The sequence below is a fragment of the Lysinibacillus sphaericus genome, from assembly GCF_000600105.1.
Taxonomy (GTDB): Bacteria; Bacillota; Bacilli; order Bacillales_A; family Planococcaceae; genus Lysinibacillus; species Lysinibacillus sphaericus.
Genome location: NZ_CP006837.1, coordinates 1566078 through 1586632, shown reverse-complemented (window position 1 = coordinate 1586632; position 20555 = coordinate 1566078). Strand labels below are relative to the sequence as shown.

Genomic DNA, 20555 nt, shown 5'->3' with positions numbered 1-20555 from the left:
CTCCTCTTATTATTTAGCTTGGGCTAAATCTGGTCTTAATTTGATTGCATCATTTAAATAAATATGCTTTACATCTTTTTGCGCCATTTCGACATTCGCATGAATTAACACGCGAATGCATAATGGCAAAGCTCCAGGCACGTCCATTTCATGCATACACATGACAGGAACATACTGCCAGCCTTCCATTAACCTAACAGCACGCGCTGGAAACGCTGATGTAATATCCGGCGTTGTCGAAATGACAATAGAGGCAATATCCTCTACCGCAACACCGTTTACTGCTACTACTTCACGTACTAATCTAGCTGTCTCATCCCATACAAGCTCTGGCTTGTCCAATTCAATTGTAATTGCGCCTCTTAAACCACGAATCATCCAAGCACCTCCGCTAATAATTGGCGGAATTCTGCATCTATTTCTTTGCATTCTGCTAACTCAATTGGTCGCACAAAAGGTTTCCCAATTTCTTCTAGCAGGACAAATTGTAATACACCATATTCCGCTTTTTTATCTTTTAATAAATACGTTGTTAACTGTTCAAATGAATAATCATTCACCGCTTCGAAAGGATAGCCGTTTTTTACAGCAAAATGTAAAAATGCTGTTGTAAAGTCACGATCCAGCTTACCATATCGCTCACTCAGTAAAAGACAATACACCAGACCAATCATCACTGCCTCACCATGTGCGACTTTCCCATAACCTGCTGCTGCTTCAATAGCATGGCCATATGTATGACCTAAGTTTAAATATTTGCGCACAGATTGTTCGGTTTCATCTTCAGACACAATTTTCGCCTTTACCTCAATGCCAGCCTTTAGCTGTTGAGCCAATTCCGTTGTACTAAAATGAATGACTGATTCAGCCCCCATTAATTGCTGTAGCCAGGAAGCACTTGAAATCATCGCATGTTTTATAACTTCAGCTGTTCCCGAACGCACCTCACGCTCTGGCAAACTCTCAATAAAGAGCGTATCGTATATTACCCCTTCAGGCTGGTAGAAAGCACCAATCATATTTTTGCCTAGTGGATGATTGATAGCTGTTTTACCTCCCACTGCTGAGTCATGTGCTAAAATCGTCGTTGGGATTTGAATAAACGGTACTCCTCGCATATAGGTAGCTGCAACAAAGCCTGTTAAATCGCCAACTGCTCCGCCGCCAAAGGCAAAAATAAATGATTTTCGTGAACATTTTTGTTCAAGTAAGAAAGTTTGTGCTGCATTGTATTGCTCAAAAGTTTTACAAGCTTCACCACCCGGTAGCACAAAGACCTCAAAGTCATATGGGAAATGGCCCTTAAAATATTCCCCTTGGGCAGCCCACACATTGGCATCTGTAAAAACAATGAGTTTATCTGCTTTTTGCAGTTTATCGTCAAATGTTTTGACTGCTTCAGCTAAAAAATTATGCCCAAGCACTACTTCATACTGATGTGATGTTGTCGCTACTGGTACACGCATATATCAAAACTCCTTTGCGTAACGGCGTTGTTCTTCAATTTGAGCTTGTAGTTGTGGCAATTGATCTCCGTGGAATTGCTCCATAATCGCATTTGCTATTTCCCAGGCAATAACATGTTCGGCAACAACAGATGCCGCCGGTACTGCACAGCTATCAGAACGTTCAACACTTGCTTTAAACGGTTCTTTTGTTTCAATATCAACACTTTGCAAAGGTTTATACAGCGTTGGAATAGGCTTCATAACACCGCGAACGACAATTGGCATACCTGTTGACATACCGCCTTCTAAGCCACCAAGTCGATTCGTTGCACGTGTATATCCTTCTTCTTCTGACCAAATAATTTCGTCATGGACTTCTGAACCTTTGCGACGAGCCATTTCAAAGCCAATACCGAATTCAACACCTTTAAAGGCATTAATTGATAACATAGCTGCCGCTAATTTCGCATCAAGCTTGCGATCGTAATGCACATAAGAGCCAATACCAGCTGGCATACCCTCAACAATTACTTCAACAACACCACCGATAGAGTCACCTGCTTTTTTCGCCTCATCGATTGCCTCCACCATTTTTGCAGAAGCAACAGGGTCTACACAGTAACATGGATCTGCTTCAACAATCGTACGAATTTCTGCTACTGATTTCCCTTCAATTACAGAAGTGTCTGCCTTAATGCCTACGATTTCTGTAACATGTGACACAATTGATATACCAAGCTCATTTAATAATGCTTTAGCAACGGCACCAACAGCTACGCGGACAGTTGTTTCACGCGCAGACGAACGCTCTAAAACATTGCGTAAATCGCGATGCCCATATTTCATGCCGCCTACTAAATCTGCATGACCCGGACGCGGACGTGAAATCTGACGTTTTATATCTTCTGGATTAATATCCTCTGCTAATGGTTCGGCCCCCATAATTTTTGTCCAATGCTTCCAGTCATCATTTGTGACAACAAGCGCAACTGGAGAACCTAGCGTTTGTCCGTGGCGCACACCACCTACTATTTCTACTGTATCTGTCTCAATTTGCATACGGCGACCGCGGCCATGTCCTCCTTGACGACGTTTTAAATCATGATTAATTTTCTCTGCTGTAATTGGTAAAAGTGACGGTAAACCCTCAATTATCGTTGTTAATTGCGGTCCGTGTGATTCACCTGCTGTTAAATAACGCATAAACGCTTTCTCCCTTCAACTCGCTAAAGTATGTATTTTTCACTATATCATATATTCTCTAAAAAAACAGTCCTTTTACAAATGTCATACCACCTTGCTATTAATACGATCAAATAAACAGCACAGTATTATATGCGAATATTCTGAACGATTCATTTAAAAAAAGAAGGTTTTCTAGTAACACATCCAACTATTCTAACGCTACACATTCTACTGGAAATTATCGGCAGCAAAATGGTGAACTTAATAAAAAAATACGCTTTTTGCTTATGACAAGCGAAAAGCGTACGATCATCTATGTCTAGTGTCTTGGCAATTTTATGTACGTGACAGTCATCTTGTTCACTGTACGAATGCTTTTCATCATATAGTTTGCTATTTTTTTCGATAGAAGAATGTATCCTCTACCTCAAATTCATAACGCGAAGGATTAAATATTTGCTCCGTTGAGCCGACAAATAAAATGCCATCTTGTCGTAATGCTTTACTGAAGTTTGCATAGATTTGATCCTTTGCTTCTTCGGTAAAATAAATCATCACATTGCGGCACACGATCAGATCATAATTGGCATCATAATGATCGTTAAGCAAATTATGCTTTTTAAATGTCACACAACGTTTAATTTCATCTTTCACTCGGTAGAAGCTTCCCTCTTGCTCAAAATACTTCGCCTGAATATCTTTTGGAACCTCTGCTAAAGAACGCTCTGGATAGACGCCCAATTTAGCTTTTTGAATGACATTTTCATCTAAATCTGTGGCGATTATTTGAATTTGCGATAACGGTACTAATTGTGATAATACCATTGCTAATGAATAAGGTTCTTCCCCAGTAGAACAGGCAGCACTCCAAATTTTCAAACGCTTGTTGGATTGCAACAACTTTGGAAAAATTTTCTTTTGCAATACTTCCCAGCGCTTTCCATTTCGATAAAACTCCGAAACATTAATGGTCATTCGATCTAGAAATTCATTCATTAAATCGCGATCTTGTTCAAGAGCCTTAAAAAAATCAACAAAATTACGATATCCCTTTTTCTCATAGAGTGAAGTTAATCGTCTTTTCATTTGCGCTTCTTTATATAACGCTAAATCAATACCTGTTTTGCGCTTAATACCTTCTACAAATTGTTCATAATCTGACATACGGTCATCTTCCCCTCTAGCGTCGTATTTCCATTATAGCGGAAAAATGCCTTTACTGAAATAGTCTTTCATGTGTATTCAAAGTTACCTCGTTGTATTTTTCTTCTCTTCTAATAGTAGCACTTTCGAATGTTCCAATTCTAGTCGCAGTTTTTCGGTTTCTTTTGTATATGATTCCAATCTTAGCTTCTCTAATTCCACTTCTTGTTCGATTGTCTTTAATTTAAGTTTTTGTCCCTTCGTACGCGCATCAGTAAATATCCCAGCCAAAGCGACCATAATGCCGCCAATAATAGCAACAATAGCGATTTCCATAATTTCTCTTCCCCCTATCTATAAAGATTATACGATAAAACAAGCAAATAGTTTCCTTTTTTAAGTGTACTCCATCCATTTTCTAATTAATCAACAATGGAAAAACTAGTTCGAGGAAAAACACACGTCTTTTGTTATAGACATCAAGCGTTTTCTCTCAACACAGCATCCAATGCAATAAAAGGCATCAAAAGAGAAAAAGTGTTAGATTGACTGCAATCAATCCAACACTTTTTCGCTATGCCGTTGTTGTCCGCTACGGCGGTGCTTTCCGCTCAGCACAGTAAGCCACAACCCTCGCTAACGCGCGGAATGCCAGCGTCTTACATTGTGTGCTGTTCTGAGCAGGAGTCACCCCTTCCGCTACCAACAACTAGTGAACACTTCTAATTTTTTTATTGCAAGAGCATGAATAGCTAAGTTCTCCATATAGCAAAAAATTATGAACACCTTTCGTCTGTTTCTTAAATTTTTTGAGTTATGTCCCAGCTCCAGTCTATTACCATATTAATATAACTGTTAAATTTTCACACGATAATCTTTTAAATTTTCCCTTAACTTAGCTTTCATAAATTTGCCAACGGATGTTTTCGGCACTTCATCTAAAAAAACAACATCATCGGGAATCCACGTTTTATGGAACTGTGTACGCAAACTATCGAGCAGTTCCTCCTTCGTAATGGAATCTTTATATTCAGGCTTAGGAACGACACATGCCAGCGGACGTTCCAACCATTTCTCATGTGGAATGGCCACCACGGCCGCTTCAAACACTTTCGGATGTGTCATTAAGGCATTTTCAAGCTCCACAGATGAAATCCATTCCCCACCACTCTTAATCAAGTCTTTTGTACGATCTGTAATTTTTATATAGCCATCAGGGGTCATCACCGCAATATCTCCAGTATATAGCCACCCATCTTTAAAAGCTTCTGCCGTGCGCTCATCTTTATAATATTCACTAGCAATCCAAGGGCCTCTTATTGTAATTTCCCCCATCGTCTTGCCGTCCCACGGTACCTCACCATGTTCATTAACGATTCGCATATCAAGAAGTGGCATCGTGATCCCTTGCGTTGTGCGAACGTGCATTTTTTCGTCTGTCGTATAGTGTTCCATATGTGATAAGTAGGTCGATAAGCTAACAAGTGGTGATGTCTCGGTCATACCGTAGCCCGTAAAATACGGAATTTTTTGTTCTTCTTCAAAACCGCGCACAAGACCAATGGGCGATGCAGAGCCACCACAAATAATCGAACGTAACGACGATAAATCACGTGGTTGTTGACGTTGCGCTTGTAACACACCAAGCCAAATCGTTGGAACGCCCGCTGTTAATGTTACTTTGTACTGTTCAATTAAATCCGCTAATAGCTGCGGTGTAAACATCGGTCCAGGTAGTACTTGAGTAGCCCCAAATAACACGCTAGCAAACGGTAAGCCCCAAGCATTGGCATGAAACATTGGGACGACCGGTAACACGACATCACGTTCACATATCGCGATGCTATCAGACAGCCCAGCTGTAATGCTATGAAGAACAATGCTCCGATGTGTATAGACAACACCCTTTGGCATACCTGTTGTTGCACTTGTATAGCACATGCCAGCAGGTGCATTCTCCTCTATATCGTCTGGAAATTCAAAATCACCACTTGCCTCTGCAAGTAGGTCTTCATAAGACAGCGCATTGGGTAATGCCGAGTTTTGCAATTCCACTGCATCCCCCATAACAATAAAATACTTCACTGTTTTAAGCTGAGACACGATTGGTGCAATGACAGGAACTAGATTTTCATCAATAAGTAAAATTTCATCTTCTGCATGATTTATCACATACACGATATGCTCAGGCGCCAAGCGAATATTAATCATATGCAGTACTGCACCAGCACACGGTACGGCAAAATATGCCTCTAAGTGACGATGATGATTCCAAGCAAAAGTACCCACTTTTATACCTCGGTCCATGCCTAGTGTTGTTAAAGCATCCGCTAATTTACGAGTACGAATAGCAAACTCTTTATAAGTAAACTCATGAATCGTTGTAGGGCATGTACGCGAATAGATTTTCTTCGCATGAAAGAATCGTTCTGCCCGACTTAAAAAACTTGTCAGTAGTAAAGGTGTATCCATCATATGCATAACATCGCTCCCTTTCATTATCTTGACGTTTATCACGCCCTAATTAAACCGAAGCTGACCGCTGCTACAAAACATTTGTTTTTATCGACGACTATTCATTTACATCATAAGTACTTCAATTTTATTATTTCGGTTGCATGCGTATCGCACCATCAAGGCGAATGACCTCGCCATTAAGCATAACATTATGAATAATACTTTCTACAAGCAATGCATATTCGGATGGTTTGCCAAGACGTTTAGGAAACGGTGTCATAGTTGCTAGTGCTGTACGAGCTGGTTCAGCTAGCGACGCAAACATCGGCGTTTCAATTAGCCCAGGCGCGATCGTCATTACTCGTATTCCTAACGCTGCAAGCTCGCGCGCAATTGGCAATGTCATCGCCGCTACTCCACCCTTTGAGGCACTATAAGCCGCTTGTCCTATTTGACCATCAAATGCAGCCACAGATGCTGTATTAATCATAACGCCTCGCTGCCCATCTTCATCAGGCTTATTATGCTGCATTTGTTCGGCTGCAAGACGAATAACGTTAAATGTCCCAATTAAATTGACAGCTATCACTTTCGAAAATAACTCAAGTGCATGGACACCTCGTTTTGAAATGACTTTACTCGCATCCGCAATCCCTGCACAGTTAACAGCTACATTAATCAGTCCAAATGTTGCTATCGCATGTTCAATGCCCGCTGCCACATCCGCTTCCTGTGTCACATCAACACGGACATAGCGGACATTATCACCTAATTCTTGCACAAGTGTCTGCCCTCTCTCATCATTGACATCAAAAATAACAGCTTTACCACCTTCTCCAACAATTTTCCGGACAGTTGCCTCCCCTAAACCTGATGCACCACCTGTTACAATCGCTACAACTTCATGACATTTCATCCCACACAACCCCTTTACATTTTTTCAATAATTGTGGCATTTGCCATACCCATACCCTCACATATAGCAATGAGGCCATAGCGTAAATTTTCACGTTGCATCCGATATACCATTGTCGTTAACAACTTCGTACCCGTTGCTCCTAATGGATGCCCTAAAGCAATAGCACCACCATCTGGATTTAGCTTTGCTGGGTCTGCACCGATATCATGTAACCAAGAAAGTGGCACAGGAGCAAAGGCTTCGTTGACTTCATACGTATCTATCTCTTCAATTGTCAGTCCTGCACGTTTCAAGGCTTGTCTTGTAGCTTCAATTGGACCCGTAAGCATAAGCGTCGGATCAGAGCCTACCACAACGCGTGTAACAATTTTTGCAAGCGGTTGAATGCCAAGCTCTTGTGCTTTTTCTAACGACATCAGCACGACAGCCGATGCCCCATCACTCATTTGGCTTGCATTACCGGCTGTAATAACCCCTTGCTCTTGAAAGACGGTTTTTAAGTTATTTAATCGTTCCATAGTGGTATCTGCTCGAGGCCCTTCATCGACATTAAATATGGTAACCGTTCCGTCTTCTTGTGTGAGATGGACAGGCATGATTTCCTGTTGAAAAAGACCTGCCTCAATGGCTGCTAAAGCTCGCCTATGACTCTCATAAGCAAAATGATTTAAATGGTCTTTTGAAAATTGCCATTTTGCCGCCATTTTCTCAGCTGATAGCCCTTGATGAATAATCGTATAATTTTCTTGTAAGCGTTTGCCTTTATGGGCACTCTGCATATTTGAAAACATTGGCACCCTTGTCATACTTTCTACACCACCAGCAATGACAGTATCCATATCACCTGCTAAGATAGCTTGTGCGCCAAAATGCACAGCTTGCTGGCTAGAACCGCATTGTCGATCAATCGTGACGCCAGGAACTTTCTCTGGGAAGCCTGCCATTAATAACGCTGTGCGGGCAATATTTGCACCTTGCTCACCTGATTGCGTCACACAGCCGAAAATAACATCCTCCACTTGACCTTTGTCAATCCCTGCACGCTTTACTACTTCTTGTAATACATCTGCTGCTAAATCATCTGCACGTACATCCTTTAAAGCGCCTTTACTACGTCCAACTGCGGTACGAACAGCTGCTACTATTACTACTTCTCTCATATCACTACCCCTTTTCTAAAACGTTTCTGTCATTCCCCTTAATGCATTACGTTTAAGTTTATTTGCTTGCTAGAAAATATATACCGCTTTATAAAACTATTTACTAGCAACGAATTATCTGAATATTATAGCATTTATCTAAAAAAAGTTATAGCTTATAAGGATTGCACTCTCAGCCAAAACAGATGGAAAGTTTGTAAATTCATATGTCTTTCAATAGCTATTTTGTCACTTATTATAGCGCCTTCCATTGTTATGCTTTCTCCAATTGTGTCAAGAAAGGATTTATTAAACATAAAAAAGAAAAGATGACTTTTATAGTCACCTTTTCACTTGTAAGTAGCAATTTAGTTATTGAATATTTGTTCGTAACGGTGGAAGAATGCCACTGTGTGCGCTCTTGCTAGAGAATCATTTGGTTTAAACTCTTCATTTGTTTTAGTAGTTGTTAAACCATTATCACGAAGGAATTTAATAGCCTCTGACTGAGATACGGTCTTACCATAATGCATTGAAACTAAGATACGAGCGAAGTTACCTCGTGTGATATCCTTCCCTGCAATGGCTTGTTTGGATGCTGTGTTTGCACCTAGGACTGGTAGAGAGTATTTTGTAGCCAGTTGGTAGTTTACGTCTCCATACCATGAAGTATTAGCTTTCGTTGAAGCTAGTTCTGATGGTTTGAAGTAACGGAATAGGATAGATAACATTTGGTTTTCCGTTAAGTTCGTGTACGGTTTAAGTAAGTTTTCGTACTTACCTGTTGATGGGTTTTTCACATTTGGGTATCCACTGATGATACCGATGTTGACTGCCCACTTAAAATCCTCAGCCCAGTATTGGTTTGCATTGTAATCAGCAAACTTTGATACATCAATGTTGCCCGTTGTGGGCGGTGTTACTGGAGGTGTTGGTGTTGCAGCTGAGTAGTTTAAATAACTTGATGCTACATAGCCCTCTGTCCCGTCACTTCTTTTCACAGGATACCACACAAAATGGTTTTTCTTCGTTGATACTTTTTCATATTCAAAAGGACCTGTAATGGTAACAATTTCACCTTCACGTAAAGTACCCAAAGAAGGACTATCCGTAGTAGGTCGTGTCCTAATTGTTACATTCGTTATTGCACTAACTTTTTGATTTTTTTCAAAATAATACTTAGATTTTGTTAATGGTAAATCAAAGTCATAGTTCATCGTTGAAAATTTAATATTTTCCCTGCTGTTAGAGTCATACTGAAAATGTTCACGTGAAAAAGGCAGCTCTGTTAAGTCTATTAATTCCAATTTATTAATAATACGGAGAATTCTTTCTTGATAGGCATTGGTATTTCTTTCACCAGTTGCTTGAACAATTGGACTATTTACTGGCTTAGTACCGTTATAAGCCATAATAGCGAAGTACCAATGTTCCAGTACATCTCTTTCTCCACCGTTGATGCTAGGTAAATCCTTTCGCTTAAACATATTATCTAGCGTCTCTACACCAGCTTGAATATTATAGACAATATCGCTTTTTAGTCTATCTTGGTTGTAGCCTGCTTGATTTGTAATTTGCATAATGCCTATTCCATTATCAGCTGTCACAATTGCTTCACCATTCTTATCAAAATGACGCCAATTTCCACTTTCACCTTCCGCTATTGCCTTCACAATTTCAGGAGGAACATCATATTTCAGTGCTGTTTCAGTTAACAAACAGTTCATTGTGGAATAATCAGGGTTTACTTTCGATGTCGAATTATACGCACATGTATTTGCAATATTATTAGCGAATACATTTTTATCGATGTTTATAGATAGAGAGAGGGTACCAATGGCAATAACACTAATCAATGGTTTCAATATCTTTTTCATATATGATTATTACACTTCCTTTCATAAGTATTTAAAGTTAAAAGATTCAAATATATGTTATCATAATCCCAATATTTGAGATAGAGGTATTAGTCATTTATTCCTTAATTTAACATAGTAGAATGATAAATGATAGCTCAAACATATATTGTTTAATTTTAATTCGGTGAAAAGTTTGTACATAGTGATTGTTATGAAATAGGTAAGCTTCCTAACGTCCATTGAAACAAGCCCAAGCAAAATCTATCAACTCTTGCAAGCTCGTTAAAGTACTCTATAAGCTTGCTACCATTGTTGTTGTAAGCTGGCTGACTCAAAGTTGAAAGAATAGCACTTTGTTACACGCCTTATTACCACCATGAGCTTGTGTTCGCTTTGTCGCTTTATATTTATTCATTAATCTATTCATATAGAAAAGCACACCAACTTAATGATAGGCTACCGCAATCTCATCATAATCTGTTTTATAATCTCGCACTTCTACACACCCATTAATTCAACTGAATAGAGGGAATCTTTCTTCAAGAAATTATTTATCAGGTCGATAACGATAATAATGTTTTAAGTAAAAATCAAACGCAACCACATGGTTGATTTATCCAAAAGCAATAACACTAATGCTAACTCTTTTTCTGTAGCAGCTTCCTTAACGCTTGAATTTACTTTTATTTTGATGTTTGTGCAAAACTTTAAGTATATCGTAACACTTGCTTAAAACGGCTTAAACGACCATATAAAGAAATGTCCTTCACAAATATTGATCAATTTTTCATTATTAATTTTATGTAGATATTCAACTTCGGTTACCTCAACAAAACGCTTAAAATTATAGTTATACCTAATCAATTGTCCTTGGTCTTAATCCACTTAGTCACCACTGTTGATTTAAAATTTGTGTCGCGTATTGAATTGTTATATTTTTGTTGTCCAACTCATCAAAAGAATCCATTTTAACTATTGAGTTATTGATTTTTTCACCATTGCTTTCTTTGGTGTTCTATTTCAGTTTTGCTAGTCAAAAAGCTTAAATCAATGTTTGCGTTCTTCACTTTATTGAGAGATATTTGAACAAACAAAAAACCCCCTAACATTTTTTGTTAGAAGGTAAAAGTTACATCGGAAAAATAGATGATTTTTTTTTGAGTTCTATTCGTAGTTTTTTTTCGCTATGCTTCTTAAGAAGTGCGAATTAAACTAAATCTTCACCGAAGAATAAACCGATTTCGCGCTCTGCAGATGCAAGAGAGTCAGAACCGTGGATGATGTTGTGAGATACAGTTGTAGCGTAGTCACCACGGATTGTACCTGGGTTAGATTCTTCTGGTTTCGTAGCACCCATCATTGTACGTGCAAGTTTGATTACGTTTTCGCCTTCCCATACCATAGCGAATACTGGACCAGAAGTGATGAAGTCTACTAATTCACCGAAGAATGGACGTTCAGCATGCTCAGCATAGTGTTTTTCAGCTAATTCTTGAGGAATTACCATTAATTTAGCGCCTTTTAATACAAAACCGCGACGTTCAAAACGGTCAACGATGTCACCTACTACTTGTCGTTCTACGCCATCAGGCTTAACCATTAAAAAAGTTTTTTCGATTGCCATGTTTAAAACACTCCTTAAATTCGTCTAACAGGTTTTACACCTACCGATAAATATTAACAAAAAATAAGCTTTAGCACAACAAAAAGCTAGAATTTACGCTTGCCCATAAACAAAGCGATGTCACGAAGCTTTTTCTTAATTGGATGTTTTGGTAAAGCATCTATTTCTTGTAAAGCTTTTTTCAAATACTTATCACTCATTTTATTAGCTTGTGTAATTGCGTCAGATTTACGCACATATTGCAACAAATTTTGGCGCTCAAGCTCCGTTAATGTCCCTGCAAACACTTTTGCTAAGTAAGGTTGCATTTGTGGATCATCTTTTAATAACAAAATCGGCAAGGTAATATTACCTTGCAATAAGTCACTACCTGCTGGCTTCCCTAATTCTTTATCTGTCGCCATAATATCTAATACATCATCGATTATTTGAAAGCTCATACCAACAAAGTAGCCAAAGCGTTTCAAATGGCTTACTGTTTTTGCATCAACACCTGCTGCCACTGCACCAATCTCACAACTTGAAGAAATAAGTAATGCCGTTTTTCGTTTAATACGTCTGAAGTAATCCTTTAAGCCCTGATCCAATCTAAACTTGTCCTCAATTTGTATCACTTCGCCATTGCAAATTTCTACCATTGTACGTGCCAAAATTTGATGAACAAGTGGATCCTCTAGCTTTGTGATGTACTCAAGTGCACGTGCAAAAATAAAATCGCCCGTGTACATTGCTACTCTGTTATTCCATTGGGATTTGACAGTTGGACGTCCTCGTCGCATATTGGAATCATCAATCACATCATCATGCACTAGCGACGCCATGTGAATGAGCTCTAAAGGCACAGCCACATTTTTCATCTTTTCGATATCATAATCGCCAAATTTTGCGCCAAGCAACACAAAGATTGGTCGGATTCGTTTGCCACCAGCTTGTAATAAATGGAGAGAAGCATCGTTAATTAAATGCGAAGACGAATTCACCGCTTTTTCTAATTCTTGTTCGATGATATCAATATCTGACTTCAAATCGGAATAGAGTAGTTTTAACTTCATCTTTTCCACGCTTGAAAACCTTCCCCCATTAACGTACCTTTTTAAAGCCCATATGCATTGCCGCAGCACCGCCACTGTATGCTTTGTACGTTACTTTTTCTAAACCTGCCTGTTCAAACATTGCCGCTAGCTTCTTCATACCTGGGAAATCATTTGCAGATTCCTGTAACCAAGAATACTCTTTATAACTTTTCGCAAAAATTTTACCAAATATCGGCATAATATATTTAAAATAAAAACGGAATAGTTGTCGATAGCCAGGTATTTCTGATTGAGATGTTTCTAAACATACAACCATGCCCCCCGGTTTTACAACACGATTCATTTCTTTTAACACTTGTAAATAATCAGGAACATTGCGTAGACCAAAACCAATCGTCACATAATCAAATGTATTGTCTGGAAATGGTAATTCCATTGCATTTCCTTGTATCAGTTCAATTTGTGGGTAAGGCGTTATTTTTTTTTCGCCCACTTGCAGCATGTTATGACTGAAATCCAGTCCCTTAACTTCGCCACTTTCTCCAACTGCTTCAGCTAGTGCAATTGTCCAGTCAGCTGTACCACAACAAACATCTAGCGCTTTCGATCCAGGCTTGACAGCCATGCGCTTCATCGTATCGTTGCGCCAGCCTACATGCATTTGGAAGCTAATTACACCATTCATTTTGTCATAGCTTTCAGAAATACTTTCAAATACTTCGTGAACGTGCTCTTCTTTTGATTTAGCCATTTTAGAAAAACCTCTCTTATCCGTTTGTAGAAGCAATCGATGCATCTACACGTGCTTGTAGAGCTTGTTTCACATCACTTTGTAAAAATGATGCTTGTGCTATTACTTGCAACAGCTCTGTTTTTAAGCGGGCAATTTTATCTTGTAAGACGCTATTGAAGGTCGCGCCTGTCTGTAATGCACTTTGTTCTAGCACTTTACTCATCAATGATTTTTGTCCACGTTGATACATAGCCCATTCTCTTTCTAATCGTAAGATCAATAAGCTCTTCTCCATTATTGGAATATAATGATGCAATGCATAAAGCTCAAAAAATTTCGCAATTAAACCTGACTCGATATTGCTAATTGAAGAACACCATTGTTCCACTGTACGCTGTTTTGCCTCATACACTTTTATTTGATGTTCGCAACGTGACACGATACCTTGTGATAAATTCCGAATTAATGCGACATTTCCCGACATTGCTAAAATTTCATAATACCGGCCACTATAAAAATCCCCAGCCAAAACGGTTAGCTGCTGTTCCTTTGAAGTGGCATCTAATTCTTTTATATGATCATGTGCCGCTAACGCTGCATATACAATTCCAACAGTTATTGCAGCTTCCCTTTGCTCTTGTTGCCACTCTTCTCCATTCAAGAAGGGCACTAACAAGTAAAACAGTTGATTTTCATCGAGCACAGGCGCTCCTGTGTATTTTTGCAAAGTTCTATGACGAACATCCATGAAAATCTCTGTTTTTAACTGTGCAATTGAATTTTGAATGTATGTTGCATTCATAGACCTTACTCCATTTCACTTTCAAATACGTTCATCATCAACATGACTTAACGCTTGCTTACTGAGTCATTATAGCATAAGCATCTATTCGGAATAAAAAGTTTTTGCTTTCACCAACACGAACGGGCAGTAGAACCCTACCACGGAAAGTACAAGAAAAAAATGGTAGGAAATCTACTTGCCCGTAAAAGCCAGTTTCACCAACACATATTACTTTTTTCATATGCATTTGGCACATCTGCAGATTATAACTAACCAGTCATCAGCACTGTATGTTGACTCTACCGACGGAAGCTAACTTACATGACTATGCTACTTTTTACCTTCACTTTGAATAACACCATGTGCTGTGTGGATTTGTGCTTTGCCACGAATTTTCATGGCAGAAGTATGCTCAGTAAATTGAGCAATCATTACTTCCCCTGCATCTAATTTTTCAGAATGATGGAATTTCGTATCCGTACCACGTGTTAACCCAATTACATGTACACCATCTTCTTCTGCCTGTATTACTATATAATCTTGCGCCATTGTCTGTACACTCCTTAAATCCGACAAATTCTTAGTCCATCATAACATAATTAGACATGCAGTTTAAGACATTTGAATAAATGACAAGACTTCTCTACGTTTTACCTCATCTTGTTCATAAATGCCACGTGCAACTGATGTAACCGTTTTAGATCCAGGCTTTTTCAGTCCACGCATAGTCATACACATATGTTCTGCTTCAATAACGACATAAACACCTTTAGGAGATAGCATTTCCATAATCGTGTCGGCTACTGATGATGTAATCCGTTCTTGTAATTGCGGACGACGTGCAATCGTTTCCACTGCGCGACCTAATTTACTTAGGCCCGCTACAATGCCGTCGTTTGGTATGTAAGCTACATGTGCTTTGCCGTAAAATGGCACTAGATGATGCTCACACATTGAGTAAAATGGGATATCCTTTACAAGCACTAGTTCTTCATGATCCTCATGGAAAACCGTTTTAAAATAATCTTTTGCATCTTCATGTAAGCCACTAAACATTTCAGCATACATTTTAGCAACGCGTTTTGGTGTATCGAGTAATCCTTCACGATTCACATCTTCGCCCACAGCTTCTAAAATCATTTTCACTGCTTGTTCTATTTTCAATAAATCTACATTCGACATTCGTAAAAACCCTCCTGCGTATCAAAACATTACACATTTCCCTATGCATCGTAGCATATCCAAAAGTTAAGCGCAAAACGACTTACTTGAATTAAAAGAAATTCAACATAACTTCTGTAATTAGGCATTAACTGCCGTCTTTGTTTCCAAATTTTATATTCAAGTTTGCTCAAAAAGTCATCTTAAAATCCATGCTATCCTTCTAGAGCATTTAACATAAATCAATCTTTGATGGAATGCTTGCTCTTATCCGTTCCTATTTGGCATTTATCCTCATTTTTAGTAATAAGGGACTTGTGGTGAAGCAAGTTATAGTTGTCGTTCATTATGCTATGTATACAAATCTTAGTAAAACGATTTCATGTATTACTGCTATAAGTCATTTTATAAATTAAGTTAAAAAGAGCAGCCCTCATGCTCGTTTACATGAAGACTGCTCTATGTAACTACTAGACGTGTATTATTTTACAGCATCTTTAAGCGCTTTACCTGGTTTGAAAGCAGGTACCTTGCTAGCAGCGATTTCGATTTCTTTACCAGTTTGTGGGTTACGACCTTTACGAGCCGCACGTTCACGTACTTCAAAGTTACCAAAACCAATTAATTGTACTTTGTCACCCTTTGCAAGAGCATCTTGAATTGTATCAAATACAGCTTCAACTGCTTTAGAAGCGTCTTTTTTAGAAAGACCTGCAGCTTCAGCAACAGAGTTTACTAATTCTGTTTTATTCACACCATTCACCTCCTCTCAAAGGGTCATGAACCAATTCTGTAAAAAGAGTAACACATAGAAAACCGCGACGCAACTGTATTCATTCATGATTATAACCAAAAAATGCGTTTTTCACGCAAAAAACAAAAATAACAGGACTTTTCGCATAAATACGAATAGTCCTGCACTATTTTTTTGCTCAGTATTTTCCATTTTATCTCTATAAAATAAATGTCACTAATCCTCTATCACCTTCATTCACCATACGCTCAATTGTTTGACGCATACGTTTTTTAGCTGTAGGTGGTACTGCATTCATTTTATAACGTATGCCCTCTTTTAACACTTCATGCAATGGCGTACCGAAAAGTTGTGTTTGCCAAAGCGCATCACGATCATGTAAATAAGCATGGTTTAAATCTTTTAATAACTGCTGACTGTGGAATTCAGAACCAATAAGTGGCGCAAATTCTGATTCCATATCAACACGAATAATATGATAGGATGGCGCTTTTGCTTTCATCCGTACGCCGTAGAAATTATTTTGCTTAATTAGTTCTGGAGCAGTTGGTTCGAATTCTTGCATCATTGGCAATGTTACGCCATAACCACTATTATCTGCTTCAGTAATGGCATCTTTAAAGCGTTTTTGGGCTTCTTTTGCTTCAGCAGCCTCTTTAATAAATAGCAGCCAATCGCGCTTTGTTTCAATCGGCTCTTCCAACCATTCATTACAAACAGCTTTATATAATTCACCTTGTAATGACACACGAATAACCGCTGTACCGATTCCTGAATCGACATGTACCACTTCACTTTGATCGATAAAATCAATCGCTTTAAAGGCATCAGAAGCTTGTTGCACGTCCCTAATTTTCATCACAGACGAAAGCACTTCTTCCATCGAATCAATTAATGCCACGTTTAGTGGGTGAGTAGCATCAAGGACATCGAGCCAATCTGGTTTTTCAACCTCAATCGTCCGAATCGGAAACTCAAATAGTGCCTCTTGTAAAATATATTGAATATCAGAAGCACGCATTTGATCGATTGAAATCGCAATTACCGGAACATTATATCGTTCAAATAGCTCATTTCGAAGCTGTACCGTTTCTTCTCTTGCCGGCATTTGACAATTTAACACAATAACAAAAGGCTTGCCAATTTCGGTTAATTGCGCAACAATCTCTTCTTCCGCTTTTTCAGCTGCACGACGGCTGATGCCATTTACTGTTCCATCTGTTGTCACAACAATCCCGATATTCGCATGGTCACGAATCACTTTATCTGTGCCAATTTTCGCTGCTTCTTGGAAAGGAATTGGCTCAGTATGCCAAGGCGTATGCACGTATTTCGGACCATTTTCATCCTCATAGCCCTTTGTACCTTCAATCACATAACCAACGCAATCTGCTAAACGAATTTGGAATGTCATTTCATCTTCGCCAACCGCAATACGAGTCGCTTGAGCAGGCACAAACTTCGGCTCAGCAGTCATGATAACTGGGCCTGGCGAGCTTTGTGGCAGCTCGTCCTGTGCTCGCATTCTTTCTGTATCATCCACAATATTCGGCAATACTACAGCTTCCATTACTTTTTTTACAAATGTTGATTTACCTACCCGAACTGGACCAACAACACCAATATAAACATCGCCATTTGTGCGCTCTGCAATTTCTTTAAATACTGCTTCACTCAAGGTTTCTGCCTCCTTTATCTACGCTTTTTCACTATATGCGCCCATGCAGATAAATATGAAAATGTATGAGAATTGTTTGAGTGACTGGCACATAAAAAAAATCCCCAATCATTAGACCAACATCTAATGATTGGGGTGAAAAATTTATTTTGAATCCGTAGCTTTGCTTTCTTTCTCTTGCGCGGCTTTAGCTTCTTCCTTAGCTTTTTTGACGTCTGCATTATAAGCATCCATCATATAAGTTGGCTCTCCATTTTCATCCACAGTATATGGCACTGAATAAGCTGGAACAACAGGATACTTTTCGACAAGCAATTGACGAATATCATCACCTGGTTTCACATCTGGCTTGTCTTCTTTTAAAAGTTGGCCTAAATCAATAGAATAATCCACATGCATTTCGCCATCACCAGTCATAAAAATTGGTAATTCAGCACCTGAATATGGACTTTTCACCGTCACTTCTGATTTATAGCCTAATTTTTCAAAGTTAATTTGATACACATTATCGGCAATTGCCCCCTTTGTCGGGATATATTGCGTACCCAATTTTCGAATATTAATCTCTCGCATGCGCTCAGCAGAGTTTAAGTCTACTAACTTAACTTCAGCACTGTTTTCCGGATCCCAAATAATGTATTGATAAATACCGCCCTTTTCATAGGCATTTCCAGGAATTTGAGCAATATATTTTGGCATAAGTTTTTCAAAATCGATTAAATATTTTATATAAATATCTGTATCCATTTCACTGTTTTTAATTGGCACAAGGCCACCAGTCGCTTCACGATATTCATTGACAGCACGTTGTACGGCTGCTAACTGATCGACATCTGGCACTTGGTTTGCGGCTTTTTCTTCCTCAGGATAGGCACAGCCACCTAACAAGACGGCAATTGCCACTGTTAAAAGAAAAGCATTTAGTTTTTTCATAACACGTTCTTCCTCCTTTTAAGGCCATGTGGCAATAATCAGTACCATTAAAAATGTTCCAAGTCCAAACAGTATGTATGCTAATAAATTTACGATTGTACGTAAAAAACCATTTGAAATTTTATTGCGGCCTAAATAAATTAAACCCACCGACAAAATCATAAAGCCGATACAATAAAAAGATACCCACATGACATCTAGTGCAGGCATATGTGCTAACGGACCCATTTTCGTCTACCACCTTTCTTCAATGACACGAGACAATCAACGTTTATTATACTATGGGCAACTTCAAAAAAGAAATGGCGCTGTAGCAAAAAAGAAAATAGCCTAACGACTTTAGTGAAAATACTATTTTTTTGATATACTTATAAAATCCAAGAAATGTACTACAGAAATAAGAACATAGCTATATTCAATTATATACCCATGGAAATTATAACATATATTTACTAAATAGAGAGAGGATTATACACATTAAAAGGACTTTTTGCATAATTGCATTATGAGAAAAGTACTAAAAACAACATTTCTCTTTTGTCATTTAAATTAAAAAAGGTATCTCACAGTGTGTCTGAGATACCTTTTTGTGTCCATTTCATGACAAATTCTTGCTGTTTAATAAAATAAAAGTTACGGTAATTTAATGCATCATTTCGTCAATTTCACGCTTTTTCATACGCATCATTAATGCATCAACCGCCACTTTTGGTTCTACATCGTTGAACAATACACCATAAAGTTCTGTTGAAATAGGCATTGCGACATTATATTTTTCTGCTAATTGATAGGCTGCCTTTGTTGTTCGTACGCCTTCCACTACCATACCCATTTGATCGAGTACTTCTGGTAGTTTCATACCCTTACCTAACATATTTCCAGCACGCCAATTACGAGAATGCACGCTTGTACATGTAACGATTAAATCACCCATACCTGTCAGCCCCGCGAATGTAAATGGATTTCCGCCCATTTTGACACCTAAGCGCGTAATTTCAGCGAGTCCACGTGTAATTAGTGCCGCTTTTGCATTATCACCATAATTTAGCCCATCTGTAATGCCTGCCGCTAACGCAATCACGTTTTTTAATGCCCCACCCATTTCTACGCCTATAACATCCTCATTCGTATAAACGCGGAAAAATTGATTCATAAACAAATCTTGGACTTTTTCAGCTGCTTCAATATTGGCACAAGCTGCCGTAATCGTTGTCGGATGATGTAATACGACTTCTTCTGCATGACTTGGCCCCGAAAGTACTACAATGTCTTCGATAAATTCAGTTGGCAAGCTTTCAGCCAAAATTTCAGATATACGTTTTAATGAATCAGGCTCAATTCCCTTTGATACATGGACAAATAATACTTTTTGATCTAACGTAGCATTCATCTTTTCACAAACTTCTCGAATAGCCTTCGTTGGTACTGCTACAATTATTGTATTGGAGTGAGCTACTGCCTTTGCAATATCATTCGTTGCATGTAAATTCTCCGGTAATAGCGTTTCAGGTAAATACTTTTTATTTGTATGTTGCGTATTCATTTCTTCAGCCTGATCTGCTCTATGCGTCCAGACAAGCGTATCATGTCCATTTTCCGCAAGTACCATTGCTAGTGCCGATCCCCATGAGCCTGCTCCTAGTACACAAACTCGTTCCATTGTTATTCCCCCTTTTAATTCCTACAGGTTAATTGCTAAAGGTC

20 protein-coding genes are annotated in these 20555 nt (G+C 38.7%); all 20 read right to left on the bottom strand.

Translation table 11 applies throughout. The features are described from left to right. Positions 1-9: 9 nt before the first annotated feature. A complete protein-coding gene (aroH, locus tag T479_RS07260; protein WP_024364270.1) occupies positions 10-378 on the bottom strand; it encodes a chorismate mutase in 369 nt (122 codons plus the stop codon). Next, positions 375-1466: a 3-dehydroquinate synthase gene (aroB, locus tag T479_RS07255; protein WP_024364271.1), complete on the bottom strand. Its 1092-nt coding sequence runs from the start codon at positions 1464-1466 to the stop codon at positions 375-377. Before aroB ends, aroH begins: the two co-directional genes overlap by 4 nt. 3 nt (positions 1467-1469) lie before the next feature. Further along, on the bottom strand, positions 1470-2651 hold the full coding sequence (aroC, locus tag T479_RS07250; protein WP_024364272.1) for a chorismate synthase: 1182 nt from the start codon (positions 2649-2651) through the stop codon (positions 1470-1472). A 375-nt stretch (positions 2652-3026) separates the two neighbouring features. Then, positions 3027-3797 carry a CheR family methyltransferase gene (locus tag T479_RS07245; protein ID WP_024364273.1) on the bottom strand — a complete coding sequence of 257 codons (771 nt, stop codon included), beginning with the start codon at positions 3795-3797 and terminating at the stop codon, positions 3027-3029. An 84-nt stretch (positions 3798-3881) separates the two neighbouring features. Beyond that, complete coding sequence (locus T479_RS07240; RefSeq protein WP_024364274.1) at positions 3882-4112, bottom strand: hypothetical protein; 231 nt, start codon at positions 4110-4112, stop codon at positions 3882-3884. Between the two features lie 519 nt (positions 4113-4631). Next, positions 4632-6257, bottom strand: a complete 1626-nt coding sequence (locus tag T479_RS07235; protein WP_025219077.1) for a long-chain fatty acid--CoA ligase — start codon at positions 6255-6257, stop codon at positions 4632-4634. A gap of 124 nt (positions 6258-6381) precedes the next feature. Next, positions 6382-7149 carry a 3-hydroxyacyl-CoA dehydrogenase gene (locus T479_RS07230; protein ID WP_025219076.1) on the bottom strand — a complete coding sequence of 256 codons (768 nt, stop codon included), beginning with the start codon at positions 7147-7149 and terminating at the stop codon, positions 6382-6384. Between the two features lie 14 nt (positions 7150-7163). Beyond that, positions 7164-8312 (bottom strand): thiolase family protein, encoded by a 1149-nt coding sequence (locus T479_RS07225; protein ID WP_025219075.1) that lies wholly within the window; start codon positions 8310-8312, stop codon positions 7164-7166. Positions 8313-8659: 347 nt separating this feature from the next. Continuing rightward, positions 8660-10168 carry an SH3 domain-containing protein gene (locus T479_RS07220; RefSeq protein ID WP_038509567.1) on the bottom strand — a complete coding sequence of 503 codons (1509 nt, stop codon included), beginning with the start codon at positions 10166-10168 and terminating at the stop codon, positions 8660-8662. Between the two features lie 1189 nt (positions 10169-11357). Further along, positions 11358-11774, bottom strand: a complete 417-nt coding sequence (gene ndk, locus T479_RS07215) for a nucleoside-diphosphate kinase (protein ID WP_024364284.1) — start codon at positions 11772-11774, stop codon at positions 11358-11360. Between the two features lie 86 nt (positions 11775-11860). Next, on the bottom strand, positions 11861-12835 hold the full coding sequence (hepT, locus tag T479_RS07210) for a heptaprenyl diphosphate synthase component II (RefSeq protein WP_025219073.1): 975 nt from the start codon (positions 12833-12835) through the stop codon (positions 11861-11863). A gap of 19 nt (positions 12836-12854) precedes the next feature. Beyond that, a complete protein-coding gene (locus tag T479_RS07205; RefSeq protein ID WP_024364286.1) occupies positions 12855-13559 on the bottom strand; it encodes a demethylmenaquinone methyltransferase in 705 nt (234 codons plus the stop codon). Positions 13560-13575: 16 nt separating this feature from the next. Continuing rightward, complete coding sequence (locus T479_RS07200; RefSeq protein ID WP_024364287.1) at positions 13576-14343, bottom strand: heptaprenyl diphosphate synthase component 1; 768 nt, start codon at positions 14341-14343, stop codon at positions 13576-13578. 312 nt (positions 14344-14655) lie between these two features. Then, positions 14656-14874, bottom strand: coding sequence for a trp RNA-binding attenuation protein MtrB (gene mtrB, locus T479_RS07195; RefSeq protein ID WP_010858802.1), 219 nt, complete (start codon positions 14872-14874; stop codon positions 14656-14658). A gap of 63 nt (positions 14875-14937) precedes the next feature. Further along, positions 14938-15507, bottom strand: a complete 570-nt coding sequence (gene folE, locus T479_RS07190) for a GTP cyclohydrolase I FolE (protein WP_024364288.1) — start codon at positions 15505-15507, stop codon at positions 14938-14940. A gap of 460 nt (positions 15508-15967) precedes the next feature. After that, positions 15968-16240 (bottom strand): non-specific DNA-binding protein Hbs, encoded by a 273-nt coding sequence (locus T479_RS07185; protein ID WP_004232618.1) that lies wholly within the window; start codon positions 16238-16240, stop codon positions 15968-15970. Between the two features lie 199 nt (positions 16241-16439). Then, complete coding sequence (spoIVA, locus tag T479_RS07180) at positions 16440-17918, bottom strand: stage IV sporulation protein A (RefSeq protein ID WP_024364289.1); 1479 nt, start codon at positions 17916-17918, stop codon at positions 16440-16442. Between the two features lie 144 nt (positions 17919-18062). Continuing rightward, the gene (locus T479_RS07175) at positions 18063-18851 is read right to left on the bottom strand and encodes a YphF family lipoprotein (RefSeq protein ID WP_024364290.1); all 789 of its coding nucleotides are present in this window, start codon (positions 18849-18851) and stop codon (positions 18063-18065) included. An 18-nt stretch (positions 18852-18869) separates the two neighbouring features. Beyond that, positions 18870-19079, bottom strand: a complete 210-nt coding sequence (locus T479_RS07170) for a DUF2768 domain-containing protein (RefSeq protein WP_024364291.1) — start codon at positions 19077-19079, stop codon at positions 18870-18872. Between the two features lie 415 nt (positions 19080-19494). Beyond that, complete coding sequence (locus tag T479_RS07165) at positions 19495-20511, bottom strand: NAD(P)H-dependent glycerol-3-phosphate dehydrogenase (RefSeq protein WP_025219072.1); 1017 nt, start codon at positions 20509-20511, stop codon at positions 19495-19497. Positions 20512-20555: the final 44 nt, after the last annotated feature.